The sequence below is a fragment of the Lactobacillus sp. ESL0233 genome (assembly GCF_003692995.1).
GTDB lineage: Bacteria > Bacillota > Bacilli > Lactobacillales > Lactobacillaceae > Lactobacillus > Lactobacillus bombicola.
Window position 1 is genome coordinate 288,252 of the sequence record NZ_REHH01000006.1, and the last position, 20,227, is coordinate 308,478.

The following is a 20,227-nucleotide window of genomic DNA, read 5'->3' on the forward strand; positions in this document are numbered from 1 at the left end:
AAATGTGTTTGTATATAAAATTAAGCCCAAAAATTTATAATATAGATTTATTGTTAATTTTACCATAAATGTTATTTAAATTTCGAATAAAAAACCTTATTTAACAAGATAATAATACTAAAATTAATTCTTTTATTTCAAGACTAATAAAAATTAGAAAAATAGTTATTTATAATTGCTGATTAATTTCGGATTTTATATTGCTAATTTTGCATTGAACGTCTAAAATAATTCATGTATAGGTTTGGAAAATAGGAAAGGATATTTTAATGTTAGGTAAAAATAATTATAATGAACGTCTAAAGAGAATGGAAATGCAAGCAAAGCGAGATCGATTCTCAATTCGTAAATTAAGTATTGGAGCTGCCTCAGTATTCTTAGGCTTTACCTTTTTTGGTTTAAACAGTCAAGCAGTTAAAGCTAATTCTGTTATTCCAGAACAAAACGCTACAGAAGAGGCTAATCAGCAAGCAACAGATAATAACCAGAGCAATGCTACACCGCCAAGTCAAGCGGCAACAGCCTCAGCTACTAAGAATCAGGATTCAGCTACTAGTAATGCGCCAACCGCTACTAAGACTAATAGTAATCCTTTGTCCGAAAAGACGGATGATAGGCAAGCTAAGTTATCAACTTACACAGGACTGAGCACTTTTTTGAAGGATACAGATAAGGCAACTGCCCCAACTGCCCCTGCTCAGAATACAAAAGCAGACTCACATAAGGTTGACAATAGTAATAACGCTCAAGCAGAAGTAAATCCTAATGGTACTTCTGCTTCTATTAATACTGATAATAGCAAACAGGCAATTACTGCAGGGAATAATGGACAGGGGACAACTAATCCTACTGGGTCAATTAATGCCCCTGCTGGGAGTACTACAAACAATGGCGCTCCTCAAGCTGATGCTAATAGTAATCCTGATTTAACGGGAACAGCTAATAATGATCAAGAGGCGAAGCTACCCGCTGATTCGGTTGCTGATGCTAATCAGGCTTCTAATTCAACTAAGGTGCCTAGTCCGGCTAAGCCTTTGACCCCAGCTGATCAAGATAAGGATATGACACCTAAAGTTGGGGTACAAGATACTAACAGTGGTAAAACAGTCAAAGTAAATAATTGGCAAGACTATGTTGATGCCTTAGGAAAAAAGGAAGTATCTGAAATTATTATCACGGGTAGTTTTAGGGCCCCAAATGATGCAATATCGTATCCACCAATCGGTGTAGATACCGCAAATTCTAGAACAGTGGTAATTAGATCTGAAGGTTCTACTAAATATAAAATTGATTATAGAGGGAATAGTTTACGTTGTACTGGAAAGTTAAATCTAACCTATGATAACTTAGATTTGTGGTGTGCTAATTATTTTGGTGTTATTTACACAGATAGCACTCCTGATACTATAGTAACTTTTAAAGATGTTAGTTTTCATGGTAGTCAATTAGCTCATACTTCAAGCAATACTCACTATCATTTTACAGGTAATAATACTGCCGAAACAGTCCTTACACCCTATCAAGGTACTACTGTTAATCTAGGAAATAATCAACAATTATTAGAATTAATGGATTCGAATAATACTATCGATTTTGATGATGGTACCTTTGAAGGTTCTACTTATAATGGCACCGTACTTGAGTTAGGAAGACCAGCGGTATTAACTACGAAAGATAATACTGTTAACATTGCTGCTGGAGCTACCGTTATTCTTAATCCTGCTAAAAATGCTACCAAAAATTTAGCACCAAATGGTGCTGAATATACTCTCGCTAAATATGGTATCTACATGAATGGTACTAATCAAAATATTAATGTAGCAGGAACTTTAAAGATTAATGTTGGTCAAAATCAGTCGGATCATGATTTTACATCAGTGGACGGTCGACAGGCATCTGCGATATATATTGATGGTAATTCGAATGCTTTTAATATTCTAACTGGTGGGAATGTTGAAGTTGCAACTAATGGTAACATTTCTAACTATTTGTCTGGTAATTTAGTTTATGATGGTGGTAATTTTAATATTGCCCCTAAAGGTTCATTAAAAATTACCGGTACCAACATGGGTAATTATTCAGGTACATTATTTTTGATTAAAGGTAAGGCCACAGTTAACAATGGTACTTTTGAAATAGCCTTAACGGGTGACAGTTCAGGGCAAGGAGCAGGTACTGGAGCCATTACTCTAGTTGATATTCAAAATGGTACACTTACTGTTAATAACCCCCAATCACTAATTTTAAATGCGAATTCTAACCATAATTCACGTACTGCAATAGTTGGAACCACTCCGATTACCTTAAATAATGTAAGTCAGATTTTGAATATTAATAAAGCGGATATAGTCCTGCCGCCTTTCCTTGAATTAGGGTTAAAAAGAGGCTCAATTACGTCAACAGGAATGAATTTAGAAGTTCCATCCCTAGTCTTGCTTAATGGAAAAAGAACACTAACGCCAGATACAGTAGCTGGTCTCCCACCTGAATACCAGGGACTACTTCAACCGTTACTTGATAGTAAGAAAATTTCTATTGGTATGACTTATGATGAGATCTTTACGAATATTATTAAAGCTGCCTTCGGTAATAAGGAAATGCTTCCTACGGGGTATAACAATGTTCGCTTTAAGTCAGCTAATCCTGATGGGTTCTTAGATCTTGAGGGGGTAAATGTAGCTGTTAATGGTGATGGAAGTCGAACTGTTACGGGTCATATCGTCAATTATACTGAAGAGAAAGATGGTCCTGGTAGTGATGGCATTTTTAGTAAAATTTTGCCAGGTGGGACCCATGCTTATATTAGCGCCAAGATTGGTACAACTGATATCGATAATGTGGCGTCTGGTTCTAAACCTTACCCAGATACTAATATTGAATCTAGACCTATGCCGAATAAATTTGCGGCTCAAGCCGATAAAAACGGTAACTTCAGCTTTACAATTCCAGCTGATCAAGTTAATAAACTCGCTCCAGGTACAAAAATTGAATTAACCCCCCATGCTAACTTCATCGGTTATGATCCAAACAATAAGAATGACCATACTTATGATTTGTTGATTAAAGATATTAGTAATGTCAGAACAGATGCCGCCAAGGCAATTACAGATGCTATTAGTGCAGCTCAAGACAAGGTAGGCAGTAATTCTAATTTAACAGGTAAAGCTAAAACAGATTTTGATGCTGCTATGGATAAATATGGCCAAGATGCAATTTCTCCTATTCCTGCTGGGCATGAGGGTACGTCGGTTTATGACCCAAACGCTAAAGATGAAACGGCAATTAACCACCGCCGCGATCAAGCTGTAAACGGGGTCAATGATGCCTTGACTAATGCAATGAAGGCCATTGCCAAACAAGAAGTTGCTAATGCGGCTCAAGCTGCTAAAGATGCGTTTCCAAAAGATGCGTTTCCAGCAGAGAAAGACAAGATTGATGCAGCCATTGATGCAGCTTTTAATGATGAATCAGCCATTGATAATGTGCCTGGAGTTGATGCTAATAACAAAGTTGGCGATGTGCAAGACAAGATTAGTACGGCTAAAAATAATTTAATAAATGAAGTCAATAATGCGGCTAAAACCTATACCAAAACCCAAATCAATAATAATATTCAAGCTACCAATAATCAGATCGATCAAATTGCTGAAGACCCTAATATAAGTCAAGCGGCTAAAGATGCGATTACTAAGCTTAAAGATCGGATCGAATTAAGTGATGCTGCTGCGATTGCTAAAGAGGGCGGTACGATTGATCAAGACACTAGTGTTGATGCTGTTAAAGGTCATTATGTTGATGCTAACGGTAAAATTAAAAATATTACTGATATAATTGATGCCATTAAAAAGGTGGAACAAGCTGCCCAAGACCAGATTACTCAACATCCAGAAGATAAAGGTGATATTCAAGGTAGTCTAGATGATATTATTAATAATATTATTAATGGTACTGATAAAGACGGTAGTAAAGGAACCGACACTATTAATGGTATTGTACTTAATCAGAATCGAACACAGGCCGCTAACGAAATTGATAAGGCTGCCACAACTGCAATTGCGCAAATTAGTAAATTAGGCCTAAGTGATGCCGACAAGCAAAATTATATTGATGCAATCAATGCGGCTAAGGATTTAGCCACTGCTAAACCGAATGATTCTAAGTTTGATAAGAATAAGTCTATTTATGGGCAAAACACTCAAACTGATATTGATCAGCTTGTCACAGCAGCAAAGAATACCTTTAATAAAGAGGCTGCTAAAGCTGATCTGGCTAATACCGCTAAGTCTTATCTAGATAGTATTGGGTTAACAGCAGATAATGATATGGCTACTGCCCTAAAGCAAGGACAAGGCCAGATTGATGCTGTTCATGATGGCGTACCAGTGGTTGATAATGCGACTGACGTTGCTACTGCTAAAAATTCAGCAGAATCAAACCTCCTTGCAGCTGCCAAACAAGCTGCTAAAAATCAGCTGATTGCTTATGAAAGTCAGATTGAAACTAACATAAAAAACCTACACTTACCAAGTGATGCCGAAACTACAGCCATTAATAAGGCTAAAGCAGTAATTAGTGACCAAGGTGAAGATTTTACTGCTATTAATAAGGCATCTGATAAAACTGGTCTACACGATGCGTATGAAACTGGTCACGCTAAGTTAAGTGACGTTCTCGCACAAGCAACTACTACGGCTGCTAAGAGTAATGCCATTCAGCAAATCCAAGATAAACAAAAGGAAATCAGAGATAGTATTAATAACCAAAAGTATCCAAGTCTTTCGTCAGACGATATTGCTAAACTGCAAAAAGACGTGGATGATGCGGCTCAAGCTGGTATTGCGAAAATCACAAACGAGCGAGATAATAATCAAATTACAACCGATCTTAATGAAGCATTAAATAATATTGCTGGAGTTGCCGCTGACGCTGCTAGTTTAAATGATTTAATTGGTCAACGGAACAAGGCTATTGAAAAATTACAGCAAAAAGCGCAAGCAGCTAAAGATCAAATTGATGCAAAGCCTGACACTGAATTATCGGCAACTGCTAAAGCTAATTATAAGAATTTGATTGATCAACATGAAAAAGCTGGTGAAATTAGCATTAACGCCGCTGACAAGGATAATGTTGATAATGCTGAGAGTCTGGCTGAGCAGCAGATTGATAAGGACTTAGCTGCAGCTGAACTCGATGCCGCCAAGTCTCGGGCAAGTAAAGCTGTTAACGATCAATATCAAACAGATTTAAACACAATTAATGATTCTAAATTAGACGATCAAGCGAAAAAAGATTACATTAACAGTTTAAATAAAATTAAAGACGATGGTTTGGCTCAAATTAATACTGAACAGAGTCTTGATATGGTTAACCAGGCTAAGGCTGATACTATCAAAGGAATGGATCAACTGGTAGCTGGAATTAGTAATGAAGTTGCTCAAAAACTTGAGCAGCATAGAAAGACGGCAAGAGAAGATCTTGACGCAGCTGCTCAAGCAGTTCGGCAACATATTGAGCAAGATCCTAACTTATCGGATAATGAAAAGAATAAGTATTATCAGGATATTGACGCTGTGGTCGCAGATGCTAACCGGGCTATTAATAGTGCTACGGATGAGTCTGCAGTTGATACTGCTGTAAGAGCAGGTAAAGTTAAATTAACACAAATTCAAGCTCAAGCTGACTTGCAGTCAGCCAAAGAAGCTGCCCAGCATGACTTATTGGCAGAACAAAGTAAAGTTATTAACCAAATTAATGCTTTGGGGAATATCAATAGTGATCGAAAGACTGAGTTAATTAATCAGGTTAAAGAGATCTACAATCAAGCCAAGCAAGCTATTGATTCCCAAGACACGATTCAGCAAGTAGTTAAGTCTAGAGATCAAGGCATTGCTGACATGGATGAGGTTGTTAAAGGTGCCCGTGATCTTGTTGCAACAATTAATGCTGACTTAGGTAAGTTAGATGCTGTTGCCGAAAATGCTATTGCTGAAATCAATAATTCAACGTTGTCTAAGGATGACAAAGATAAAGCACAAAAGGACATTGAGTCTGCCCGTGATCAGGCTAAAGAGCGGGTCAAGAACTCTATTAATTCAGAAACTGCTAATAAAGCAGAAGCAACTGGTGAAGTTAACATTAATCAGATCAAGGATAATGCTTTAAAACAAGACTTGGATGCTGCGAAAACTGCTGGTAAAAAGGTAGTTGACGATGCGGCAGAAGCAGCTAAAAAGCGGATTAATGATCAATTTGATAACCTTACTGACGCTGAAAAACTAGCAGCACAAAATGCTAAAGATAAAGCACTTGATGCTATTAATGACGCTAAGACTAAAGCTGATCAGGCTATTGACCAGGCTATTTCTAAGACGGATATTAATAATTTAGTGACTGATGCAACTAATAAAATTAACCAAGCAGAAAGTGATTTCAACTTGGATATTATTAAGTTGCAAGCTAACAATGCAATTAGCCAACATGCCCAAGATGTAATAGCAGACCTTGATCCAAACAATCAAAAAGATATTGATAAAATTAATAAAATTAAAAACGATGCTGAAAATAGCATTAATGGAACTACAGATGCTAATACCATTAGATTTATTAAAGAGGGTGCAATCAGTGCTATTGATAATATTAAGCAGAATGCGCAAAACCAAGCTTTAGCAGAAGCTAAAAATAAGGCAATTGCCGAGTTAGACAAAGCTTTGAATGGTGCCCCGCAGGCTAAGCCACCTGTTATTGGGATTAAGGATAAAATTGACGCCTTACCTGAGTTATCTCTTGAGCAAAGGGAACAGTTTAAACAACAGGCCCAAGCTGCTCATGATCGAGCCGTTAATAATATTAATGGATCTGCTTCTCAAGTTGAAATTGATGCTAATAAAGTTACTGGATTAGCTAATATTGGTCAGGCATTAACTGATGCAACTTTGCAAAATGCTAAAGAAAAAGCTTCTAAAGACTTAGATCAATATGCTACAGAAGCTAAAGGTAGTTATGCAAATTCTACTAACTTGAAAGAGGATCAAAAGAAAGCCTTAGATAAGCGGATTGACGACACCGTCGCTAATGCTAAGGCAAAGTTAGAACGCCCCGCTACAGATACCACTGCTAAAGTTGATGCTATTGTGTCTGCTGCTAAGGGAGCCATTGACGGAATCAAAGCTGATGCGCAAGATACAAGCGATTTAAACAAAAATAAAGAGTCAGCTATCAAGCGTTTAGAGGATGAAGCAAACAGACTCAGACAAAGGGTGAATGATGGCGGTATTAACCATACATTGGATACTGCACAAAGTAATCAATTACTTGCGGAAATTAATGATGCCCTAAGCACTGGCAAGCAAGCCATTAATGCTGTTAAATCTGAATCGGATTTAGCTGCGGCTGTAGCAACTGGAATGGGTAAACTTGCCGCTGTTGATACCCACATTACTTATGAAGAAACATTGACTGCTGATTTGCAACGAATTACCGCTGCCGCTACAAAAGCTAAACAAACAGCCCATAATATTGCGCAAAATTCGACAGTAGAAGATAAAGATAAATTAGAAGCTGAAATGGTTCGGCAAATTGAAGCCGAAGCTGCTAAAGCCACTGCTGCTATTAATAAAGCTAAGACTGATGCGCGTAATAATAATGACCAAGATCCAACGGATGAAATGAATAAGCAAACTGCTGCTGGTGAAGCCGCAATCTCACACTTAACGGAAAGCTTTGAGAAGAAGAGCAAAGCAATCAATACTTTGATTGGTCATGCTAATGAAGCTAAAGATAATTTAGAAAATTACGGTAAAAATGTTAATGATTCGGCCCATCCATATTTGAGTGAAAAGGATCTTGCCGATGGACGTCAAGCTGTTAATGACGCTTTACAACACGGTATTACTGACATTCTTGGTACACCAGTTCCTGAAAATGCTGATGTAGATCAGATAGTTGATGCTGCATTGACTGCTGCTAAAACTAAGGTTGATCATGCGACGTATCCAACCCAACTTTTAGCAGAGAAGAATAAGCAACTTGCTAAAATTAAAGCCGCAGCACAAAATGCTAAGGCTAGTATTACTGCTAAGGCTAGTGCAGGTTTACCGCCAGATGTTATTGATAACTTGAAACACCAGATTGATGACCTTCTCACTAAAACAACGAATCAGATTAATGGGGTCAAACTCGAAGATACTGACATTGCTAATGATATTAGTAAGGCCAAGACAATGGTTGATAATATCGAAGCAGGAACTGATCCAAATAATAATTCGAAGCCAAACGAAAAATACATCTACGGTGAACATGCTATCTCAGGAATTGTAACTATCGCTGATGAAACACTTGACCTTATTAATGCTAAAATAGAGGCGATTAACCAGTTAGAAAGTTACAGAGACCAGAGAAAAACTGAAGTTTCTCAAATTTCAGGTTTAACAAGTGAAGACTTAGAAAATTATCAAAAACAAATAGAAGCTGAATTTGAAAATGGTAGGAGCCGAATTAATGCAGTATCTAGTGAAGATGGCACAAATAGTGAATTACCAGGAATAGTCACTGGGCGAGAAAATACTGCTAAAAGTAAAATGGATGCTATTGTTAAGCAAGCTAACAGACAAGCTACTAATAATAAAATTATTTCTGATTTACAAAATTACAAAAATACTGCGCAGGACATCATTAATAATTCACAATTATCTCAAAGCCAAAAGACAGAAGCTAATACTGCGATTGATAATGCCTTCAATGAGGCTAAAAGGGAAATTTATGTAAATACGGCAAAAGTTAATGATAAAATCCCTAGTGATCCAATTAATCAATCGCAAATAAACAATTGGAAAGCAAGTATTGATGCTGTTTTGACCAATTCAGATTATGTGACTTCTGAAAAGGACAATGCTGTTAATGGGCTTGATAAAGAAAAAGTTACCGGTTTACAAAGTGGTTTAGACAGTATTGGTATTGATATTAATCATTTAAATGATCAACAAAAGAAAGATTATCAGGCTAATATTGATACAATAAAGCAGTCAATTGCCAATATCAACGATATCAATCCTGATCAAACGGATAAAGACACGCTTAAAAACGCCACTGCTGAATATGTCAAAGGTCTGATTGCATTAAACAAGTTAAAGGCAAAGATTAAACTTGATCAAGCGGCAGCAGCAGCTAAAGAGAAGGCACCAAATGGTGGAAAAGATATAGACCATGCAACCAATACAGCCAAAGATAATATTGATAGCCTCCCTAATGATGTTTCTCCTACTGATAAAGTGAAAGATATAATTGAGGATATTGATAAGGCTGAACAGACCGGTGAAGGCAATATTAATAGTGCAGAAAACAATTCAGTTGCTCAAGATGTTGAAGATGCTCGTAAAACTGCCGCAGAAGAAGTGGGGACGCATTATAATGATGCTGTAACTCAACTTGGCACAGGTGCTCATGATAATACCGATAAAGCTTTGAACGATCACAAGGATAAAGACGGCAATATCATCATATCAGGAACCTCTATTGATGATATCATTAGAAATAAGATAGCTATTGAACGTGAAATTGCCAAGGGTGCTGTAGAAGATGCGGCCGCTAACGCTAAGACTAAGGTTGATAGTCTTAAACGTCCAGACGGTAGTGACTACACCACTAATGAAAAGAAAGCCATTATTAATCAAATTGAACAAGAGCGTAAAGATGCCACTAAAGAAAATGGGTCAATTGACCATAAGCTAGATGCTGGTACCATAAAGCAAGAACGAGAAGATGTTATAGATAGCATTAATAATGATCTAACAGACGAAAAAATTAAAAACATCTTGGATAAGGATCCAGCGGTACAACAAGAAAGGCGGGAAAAACGTCAAGCTGCTGAAGACGAATTAAAACAAAAGCATAAAGAAGCGGTTGATCAGATTCACAATGAATTTGGTGATAAAGCAGACATTTCAAAGACTGACAAGGGCTTTAATGATCATAAGCAGATTACGGGTGATAGCGAAGAAGAAATCAATGCCAATAAGTTAGCGGCAGAAAAAGAAATTGCCAAGGGTGCTGTAGAAGACGTCGCAACTAATGCTAAGAATAAGGTTGATAGCCTTAAGCATAAAGACGGTAGTGACTACACCACTAATGAAAAGGAAGCAATCAAGGACAAGATTAACCAGATTGTAACTGAAGGCAAGGATAAGATTGATAATTCGAAGACAACTGGCGAAGTTGACAAAAACCGTGACGCGGCCATTGACCAAATTATCAAAGACAGTACCCAAGATAGTGACGCGGCTAAGGAAATTTGGACTAAAGATCCGAAGGTTCAAGCTGAAAAAGAATTAGAGCAAAAGCATAAAGAAGCGGTTGATCAGATTCACAATGAATTCGGTGATAAAGCAGACATTTCAAAGACTGACAAGGGCTTTAATGATCATAAGCAGATTACGGGTGATAGCGAAGAAGAAATCAATGCCAATAAGTTAGCGGCAGAAAAAGAAATTGCCAAGGGTGCTGTAGATGATATCGCTACTAATGCTAAGAATAAGGTTGATAGCCTTAAGCATAAAGACGGTAGTGACTACACCACTAATGAAAAGGAAGCAATCAAGGACAAGATTGACCAGATTGTAACTGAAGGCAAGGGTAAGATTGACAAATCAACTACAACTGACGAAGTTGATACAAATCGTGACGCGGCCATTAACCAAATTATCCAGGATAGTACCCAAGATAGTGACGCGGCTAAGGACATTTGGAATAAAGATCCAAAGGTTCAAAATGATCAAGCTAAGCAAAAAGCTGAAGACGAATTAAACCAAAAGCACCAAGATGCAATTGATCAGATTCATAAAGAATTCGGTGATCAAGCAGACATTTCAAAGACTGACAAGGGCTTTAATGATCATAAGCAGATTACAGGTGATAGCGAAGAAGAAATCAATGCCAATAAGTTAGCGGCAGAAAAAGAAATTGCCAAGGGTGCTGTAGAAGACGTCGCAACTAATGCTAAGAAGAAGGTTGATAGCCTTAAGCATAAAGACGGTAGTGACTACACCACTAATGAAAAGCAAGCAATCAAGGACCAGATTGACCAGATTGTAACTGAAGGCAAGGGTAAGATTGACAAATCAACTACAACTGACGAAGTTGATACAAATCGTGACGCGGCCATTAACCAAATTATCCAGGATAGTACCCAAGATAGTGACGCGGCTAAGGACATTTGGAATAAAGATCCAAAGGTTCAAAATGATCAAGCTAAGCAAAAAGCTGAAGACGAACTAAACCAAAAGCACCAAGATGCAATTGATCAGATTCATAAAGAATTCGGTGATCAAGCAGACACTTCAAAGACTGACAAGGGCTTTAATGATCATAAGCAGATTACAGGTGATAGCGAAGAAGAAATCAATGCCAATAAGTTAGCGGCAGAAAAAGAAATTGCCAAGGGTGCTGTAGAAGACGTCGCAACTAATGCTAAGAAGAAGGTTGATAGCCTTAAGCATAAAGACGGTAGTGACTACACCACTAATGAAAAGCAAGCAATCAAGGACCAGATTGACCAGATTGTAACTGAAGGCAAGGGTAAGATTGATAATTCGAAGACAACTGACGAAGTTGATACAAATCGTGACGCGGCCATTAACCAAATTATCCAGGATAGTACCCAAGATAGTGACGCGGCTAAGGACATTTGGAATAATGATCCGAAGGTTCAAAATGATCGAAACCATCATGATTCAGGTAATATTCCAAGTGTACCAGGCACCCCAGGTACACCGGGTACCCCAAATGACACAGCAAACAAACCAAACTCATCAGATTCTGAGCCAGGTCACAATTCTTCATCTAAAGATAATGATCATGGAGTAGATGTAACTCTAATGCACAATGCTTATCTTTATGATCAAACAGGTAGTCGTTGCAATAAGGTTATCCTAGGAGCTGGTTCTGTAGTAACAACTTATGGAGTAACAACCATTAATGGACGTCAATTCTACATTTTGCATGATCAAAATGCTGCTAATAAGCAGTATTACTTGGCACTAGGTAATGTTAAATATCGTGTCCAGAAGTTAGTGCATAATGCAGCTGTTTATGACCAATATGGTAGACGGATTAACTCGGCAGGATTACTACGTAAGGATAGATTAATTAATACTTACGGTAGTGCGGTTACCATTAGAGGATCGTTATACTTTATCATTGCTAAGAATCGATACGTAAAGGCATCAAATGTTATGCTTAAGAAGATTGTTACTGAAACACAAGCAGAAGAGGTAGAACCAATCAATACCTCAACCGCTGACGTAGCTGTTGCAGTAAATGAAAAGCAAATTATGCATAATGCTTACGTTTATGATGAAAAGGGCACTCGTAGTAATCAATTAATCTTTAAGGCAGGTTCGATTGTTAATACTGTAGGCACTAAGACCATTAATAATCGTCTCTTCTATGTATTGGAAAACGGTATGTATATTGCGGCTGGTAATATAGATGCAAAGAAATTAAGATTGAAACACAATGCTTACCTATATAGTCAATATGGTAATCGTCTTAACCATTCGGTTGTCAGAAAGTACAAGCTGGTTAGAACTTATGGCAGTCCAGTCAGAATTAAGAATGGTACGTATTACATTGTTGCCAAGAATAAAAATATTAAGGAGGCTAACTTCATAACAAAGTAGAAATTAAGTAAAAAGTTTACTAAAAAAGGCTAATTCTCAATGTAGGATTAGCCTTTTTTATATAATCTTAATATTAAACTTATTTAAAGCTACCAAAGTAATAAAATATCACTATTCTAAATTTATTATTACTAAGATAAAAAATTGCAGTTATATGTATATCTTATATCTATAGCAAGCTTAATTTAAAAATAGCGACCATACATTAAATTTTTGGGTAGTAGTTAGCAAATTTGCTATGTATCTGGCATTAATCTGGCAAATAATATTACTAGATTTTTGCTTATAAAATTAAGGTAAATAACAACTAAAAACGTTATTAGCATAAAGCTTTAGCGTTTTTAAATTTTAAAATATTTTTTATATTATTTGTATAGTATTTATTACTGTTTGAAATAAAAAATATTTTTTTAAAATCTAACATAAAAGAAATTATCCCATAAATTATTAGTAATATACTATCTAATTATTAATAAATATAGTATTAATAACTAAAATATTTTATTGTTACTTTTACTCTACATGTAAAATTGTATTTTTTACTAATCACTATCGAATTTCAAAAAAATTATCCACATACACATATAAAATATTTATATGTATCGCTTTTATATATTAAAAATATTTATTTTAAAAAATAAAATATAATAAAAAATTATTATTTATATTATTTATATTTTTATAAAAAATACTTCTATTACAATGTTTTTTAGATAGTTTTTATTTATATTTTTATAAAAAACATTTTTATAAATTAAATTATTATAAAAATATATAAAAATAAATTATTAAAATTGATAATAAAATTTATAAGAACTACAATGTTTAAACGGTTACCCAATCGGAGCCAACTAATTTGTGAAAGGATAGTTTTATGTTAGGAAAAAATAATTTTACCGAAAGACTAAGAAAGATGGAGATGCAAGCAAAGCAAGATCACTTCTCAATTCGAAAATTGAGTATTGGTGCTGCTTCTGTTTTGTTAGGTTTTACTTTCTTTGGTTTAACTAGTCAAACTACCAAAGCGGATACTATTAATCCAGTACAAACCGCTAGTGCTGCACCTAATGCAGACTCTGCAGATACGCAAAAGGCACAACCTGAAGCGGATTCTGCCAATACTCAAGTGAATACAAATAAAAATAATGCTACAGATACAACAGCAAGTATTCCACAAACTGATTCTACAAAAGACGCAAAAAGTTCAGAATCTAAAACAGCTAGTAACGATAAAGATGATAAAACTAAGTTATCAACTTATTCTGCTTTACAGACCTTTTTGAAGACACCTGCTAAAGTAAGTGATACTCAAGTGGATTCTAGCAGTTCAGGTCAAACCTCCCCTGCTACAGTTTCTAGTACAAATTCAACTAATCAGCCAACAATTTCAGTCAATAGCGATGTGCGTGTAAGTTCTAATACACCAGTAGATACACCGGCTATCTCTGATCAGCCTTCTACTAGTAAAGAAAATGTGATTGGAACTGAAGATCTTGCTAGCAATGCTGCGCAGGTTCATAACTGGGACGAACTTGCTAGTGCAATATCAAATGCGGACATTAGCGAAATTGATGTTATGAATGATATTCTAGACGCTCCTGTTGGTGGTACAGGTGCAAATACAATACCAATTAATTTTGTAGGTAGAAATCTTTTAATTAAGTCTAATGGAAATGGATCAGATAGATATGTAGTAGATTTTAAGGGTAATCATCCCAATGTTACCAGTGGAATATTAAATTTAACTTTTCAAAATCTTGTTTTGCATAGTGCTGACACTTACGGTGTGATTCGATCAGATAAAGTTACTAATGCAATTATTAATTTTGAGAATGTCGATTTTAGCGGCTCTCAGATGATTTATGCTGGTAGTGACACTCACATTAATTTTAAAGGTACTAATACTGCTAAAACAGTTCAAGTTGATGGATTGGTAGATAATCGTCCATTGCTAAGTATTTCTGGATCAGGTAATGTGATTGATTTTGATGGTTCATTTACTGGGATCACTAGGAATGACAGTGTTATTGTCTTAGGTGGTAATGGTAACAAAATAATTGTTGAGCCTACTGCAAAGGTTATGCTTTGGCCAGCTGGTAATACCCCAACTGGTGGTATAAACCTAATACCTTCTGCAGGTATAAATGGTAGATACGGTATTATTGCGGCTGCACCTGGAGATAATAATAGTATTGATGTCAAGGGTGCGTTAAAAATCAATGTTGGTAAGCTTGATTTTGATGGTATAAATGGTAGTACAGACTGGGCTCAAGCTGGAGCAATTTATATTGGTGGTAAGTCATCATCTCTTAATATTGATAGCGGTGCCTTAATCAATGTGACTACTAATGGAAACATTACCACATATCCCTTAGCAGCCAATAACCTGATTTCGATTAATGGAAATTTAAATATTGCCCCTGACGGTCAGTTAAGTGTTACTGGTCAAAATATGGGCAAGTATGCTGGAACATTGGTTAATATTGCTGGTAAGGCTGATATTAATAATGGCTCTTTAAATATTAAGTTAGTTGGTAATGCTGGAACAGGCAACATAGTTTTGCTTAATGTGCCAGGTAGTATGAATATTAATAATCCAACCTCGATTGTTTTAGATGCACATCTAAATAAGAGCTTGGGAACAAGTATTGTAGGAAATAATGGAATTAAAATTGCTAATGCTCGTCAAAGAATCGATCTTGGTGCAATAAATGGTGGAGTCATCACGCTCCCACCATTACATATGCTCCAAGTTCAAAAAGGTACTCAAGGTGCAATTGTAAATCTGATTCAACTTTTGAACGGTCAGCAAAAGTTTGATCTTGATACTTTCCAAAGTATGTTACAAGATCCACAAATTAGTAAAATCCTCCAATTACCAGAATTAAAAGGAGTAGCCACTGCTATTCAAAATGCTGCTACTACTGGAAACACTGATTTTGATGGCTTGTATAAAACGATTTTTGAAAAAATATTTACGGATCCGACAGCTGTTGGCTATAATAACTTGCAGTTAATTCAAGCAAATTCCAGTGGATTTTTGGATATTGATCCAAGTAGCGTTGTTGTCACTAATAATCCTGATGGCTCCCGAAAAATTGCTGGTAAAGTTATCAACTATAATCCAGCTACAGATGGGCCTAACAGCGGTGGATTACTTGATAAGTATATTCCTGGTGGAACTAATGCTTATATTATCGCTCAATATAAGGGGTCTAAAGAAGGTCAATTGCTACAAGATCCTAAAATTGTCAGTCCCTATGCTTCTACTAATGCACCGGATTTACCTTCAAAGTTTGTCGCTAAAGTAAATGATGATGGAACTTTCGAATTTACTATTCCTGCAGGTGATGCAGCTCAGTTAGCCAAGGGAGATGCAATTTCATTAGTTCCTACTGCTAATTTTGTTAGTTATAACCCAGCTGATGTTCAGGCAGGAATTCGTCCAGTAATTAAAGATTTAGGAATTGTAACTTTAGGTGATGCTCAAGATAAGGCAGCTAAAGAAATTAATGATGCAATTGTTGCTGCTAAAGCTAAAAAACCAAGCAATTTGACCCCGGATCAAAGTAAGGCATTTGATGATGTGATGACATCAACTGGTGCTGATGCAACTAAACCAGTTAACCCAGACCATACTGCTACCTCTGTTTATACTGGTGATTCAGAAGTAGAAATCACTAAACGTAAGCAAGCAGCTCTTGACAAAATTGCTGTTGCACTCAAGCAGTCAATAAAAGATTCAGCTATTAATGATGTAACTGCTAAAGCTAATGCAACTAGTGTTGCTTATCCTTTACAAAAGCCAGCAATCGATACCGCTAAAAATACAGCTATTAATAACATTAATAGCGTTCCAACAACTGGATTAAGCGATACTGCTGATGCAGTTCAAAGCAAGGTTAATACTGCTAAAGAAAATGGTATTGCAGCAATCGATCAAGCAGTGACTGATTATAAAACCGGCATTAAAACTGAAATTAATGGTAAAATTGATCAGGCCAAACAAGATATTGATAGTATCGCAGCTGACCCAATTTTAAATGCTGATGAAAAAGCAGCAATTAAAAAATTAAAAGATCAACTTAGTCGCCCAACTGAAATTGCTAAGGATGGCGGTGATATTGATGCTGATCCAAATGAAACTCAAGTTGAGAAACATAAAAAAGAAGCAGAAGATATCATCAATGGAATTAATGCAAAAATTGACGCTATTAAAAAGGTCGAGCAGGCTGCTAAAGATCAAATTGCTAAGCACCCAGAAGACACTGATGATATTAAAGATAACTCCAATAAGGCAGTTGATGATATTATTAACGGCAAAGACCCAGACGGTTCTAAGGGTACTGATGATATTAACAATACTCATGCCGCTAAACAGCAACAAAAAGTTGCAGATGATATAGGAAAAGCTGCTCAGGCTGCTAAAGATCGTGTTAATAATTCTGGATTAAGTACAGTTGATAAAAAACCATATCTTGATGCAATTGACGCTGTTGCTAAAGCTGCAACGGCTAAACCTGGAACAGATGGTTATGATCCAAGTAAATCAATTTATGGGAAAAATACCGATGATGATATTAATCAGGCTAAGATAATTGCACAAAACCAATTCAATAAAGAAGCTGCTAAAGCTGAAATTGCAGGTAATGGTAAGTCATATCAAGATGGATTAGGAATCCCAGATGATAAAATTATTGCCGATACTGTTAAGAAAGAACAAGATAAAATTGATGCAATTGCTGATGGCACACCGGCAACTGATAATCGTACTACTGCTGACAGTGTTGAAAATACGGCTAAAGCTAACTTACTTGCAGCTGCTAAAGAAGCTGCTAAAGCTCAAGTAAAAGCAGAAGCTGCTAAAGCTGAAAATAAAGATAATCTTAATGCATTAGATCCGGGCATCGATGATGCAGTAAAAACTGCTGATACAAATATTGATAGCCATAATACTATTGATGAAATTAAACAAGATGTTATTAATGGTAAAAATGATATTTTAAATAAATATAAAGAGGCTGCTAAGTCTCAAATAAAAGCAGACTCTGATGCTGATAAGGCCGCTTTAGGTGTTACAACAGATCCAGCAATTGATAATGCGGTGAAAAATGCTAATACTTTGATTGACAATGCCGAATCTATTGATGGAGTTGGCAAAGCGTTAAATACTAGCAAAAATGATGTTTTGAGTCAATTCAGAGCAGCGGCTAAATCGCAAGTCAAAGCAAATGCCGATCAAGCTAAGCAAGATATTGGTACAGGAATAGATATTTCAGGGATTGATAATGCATTAAATGTGGCCAATGGCAAAATTGATGTTGATAAAGATCCTGCAACTATCAAGCAAGATATCGCAGACGGTAAAACAGGCATTCTTGAGGCAGCCAAGAGTGCTAATAAAGCTAAATTAGATGCTTATGAAAAAGATATCGAAGATAAAATTGATAAATCTGGGTTACCTGCTACAGAAATTGCCAATGCAAAAACAAAGGCAAAACAGATTGTTAATAATCTGACTGATCCGTTAGGATATAATCAACAAATTGACAAAGCAACAGATTTACCTGGAGTTAAGGATACCTATGACAAGGGTAAAAAAGCTCTAGATGCTTTACTTGGTGACTTATCGGTTGAACAAAGTAAGCAACAAGCAATAGATGATATTAAAAAAGCTCAAGAGGCCGCAAAGAATTCAATCGCAACTAAGTATCCTGATCTTAAGCCTGAAGATACTAAAGCTTTAAATGATAAAATTGATAATGCAGCTAAAACAGGTATTGATAAGATCAAGAATGAAACCGATCCTAATAATATTCCAGCTGAACATGATGACACTATTAATAATATCAATAGTGTTGGTAAAGATGCGGATGATTTGGCTTTGAGTAAACAAAAAGCTGATGCAATTAATAAGCTTAACGCTAAAGCTGAAGATGCTAAAAAAGCAATCGACAATATTCCAGCTGATCAGCTCAGTCCAACAAATAAAGAACACTTTAAAGATCAAATTGATGCTGATGTGGCTGATGCAACTAATAAGATTAATGCCGCTGACAAACTAGGAGTTGATCCTGCAGAGCAAGCAGGTGAAGCTAATATTAATAAAGATCTAAATGATGCTGATTTAACTGCATCTAGGGCTAAGGCTTTACAAGAATTAAAAGCTGAAAAAGACAAAGATTTGGCGGCAATTGATGCAAAAGCAGATCAAATGACACCAGATCAAGTAAAAGATCTAAAGCAAAAGATTAATGATATTTATGATCCTGCTGTTTCCCAAATTGCTGGCGACCAGACGATTGATACAATTAATACAGATAAGACTAATGCTATTAATGGTATGAAGGGAATTGTTGATAGTATTGGCAATTCTATTGCTAAGAATCTTCAAGATGCTAAGGATAAAGCAATTAATGATCCTGATAATGGATTAGATGCGCTAGCTAAAAAAGTCCGCGATCATATCAATGCCGATCCTAATTTATCTGAAACAGAAAAAGTAGCTTTTGGTAAGAAAATAGATGATACATTAACTGCAGCTAAAAGTGCTGTTAATGGTGCAACTGATGAAGCAGGTGTAAAAGCTGCAACAACAGCAGGTCGTGATAATCTAAATCAAATTCAAACTGATGCAGACTTGCAAGCAGCTAAAAATGCTGCTAAAGCAGCACTATTAGCTGAACAAGATAAAGTTAATACACAAATTAATGGCTTAAATACAATTGATGCTACTGGTAAAAAAGCATTAACTGATAAAGTAAACGGTTTTTACACTGATGCAATCGGTAAGGTTGATGATGCTACTACTATTAGTACGATTGACCAAGAAAAGAAAACTGGTATCGATAACATGGACAATGTTTTGAAAGATGCAATGGATCTTAATCAAACAATTGCTGCTGATCAAGCTAAGTTAGATAGTGTAGCTAAAGATGCTATTAATCAAATTAATGGTTCTACTTTATCACCTGAAGATAAAGCAAACGCCCAAAAAGCGATTGAGAATATTCGCGATCAAGCTAAGAGTGATGTTGCAAAACAAGGAACTAAGGATCTGGCAAATCAAGTTGAAGCAAAGGGCGAGAGCGATATCAACGCTGCCAAAAATAACGCACTTAAAGCAGATTTAGATCAAGCTAAGGCTAAAGCTAAAGCTGATATTGCCGAAAAAGCTCAAGCTGCTAAGGACAGAATCAATGCTGATTACAATAGTTTGCCTAAAGAGCAACAAAATGAAGCTAAAGCAGCTCATGACAAGGCCATTAGTGATATTGATGCTGCTGTTGGCAAGGCCAATGCAGATATTGATAAAGCTGATGCAGATCCAAATCCTAAGGGTAAGATAGATCAAATTGTCAAGGATACTACTAATGCAATCAATCAAGCTGAAAAAGATGCTAATTTAGCTGCTGCTAAGGCCAAGGCCAAGGCTGAAATTCAGGCAGAAGCTGATAAGGTTAAACCTGGCTTAACTAATCAAGCAGATAAAGATGCAGTTGATACAATTGCTAATAATGCGATTAGTAAGATCGACGACCCAACAATGACTGATA

General features: G+C 36.2%; 2 protein-coding genes. Both read left to right on the plus strand.

Annotated features, from left to right (window positions below):
• Positions 1-269: 269 nt before the first annotated feature.
• Positions 270-12,671: an SLAP domain-containing protein gene (locus F5ESL0233_RS03050; RefSeq protein WP_122058668.1), complete on the plus strand. Its 12,402-nt coding sequence runs from the start codon at positions 270-272 to the stop codon at positions 12,669-12,671.
• A gap of 874 nt (positions 12,672-13,545) precedes the next feature.
• On the plus strand, positions 13,546-20,227 hold a 6,682-nt coding region (locus tag F5ESL0233_RS03055), incomplete at its 3' end, for a pectate lyase-like adhesive domain-containing protein (protein WP_122058670.1).

Excerpts from the sequence above, each read along its gene's own strand:
- F5ESL0233_RS03050 (WP_122058668.1), top strand. The coding sequence starts at position 270 with ATGTTAGGTAAAAATAATTATAATGAACGTCTAAAGAGAATGGAAATG.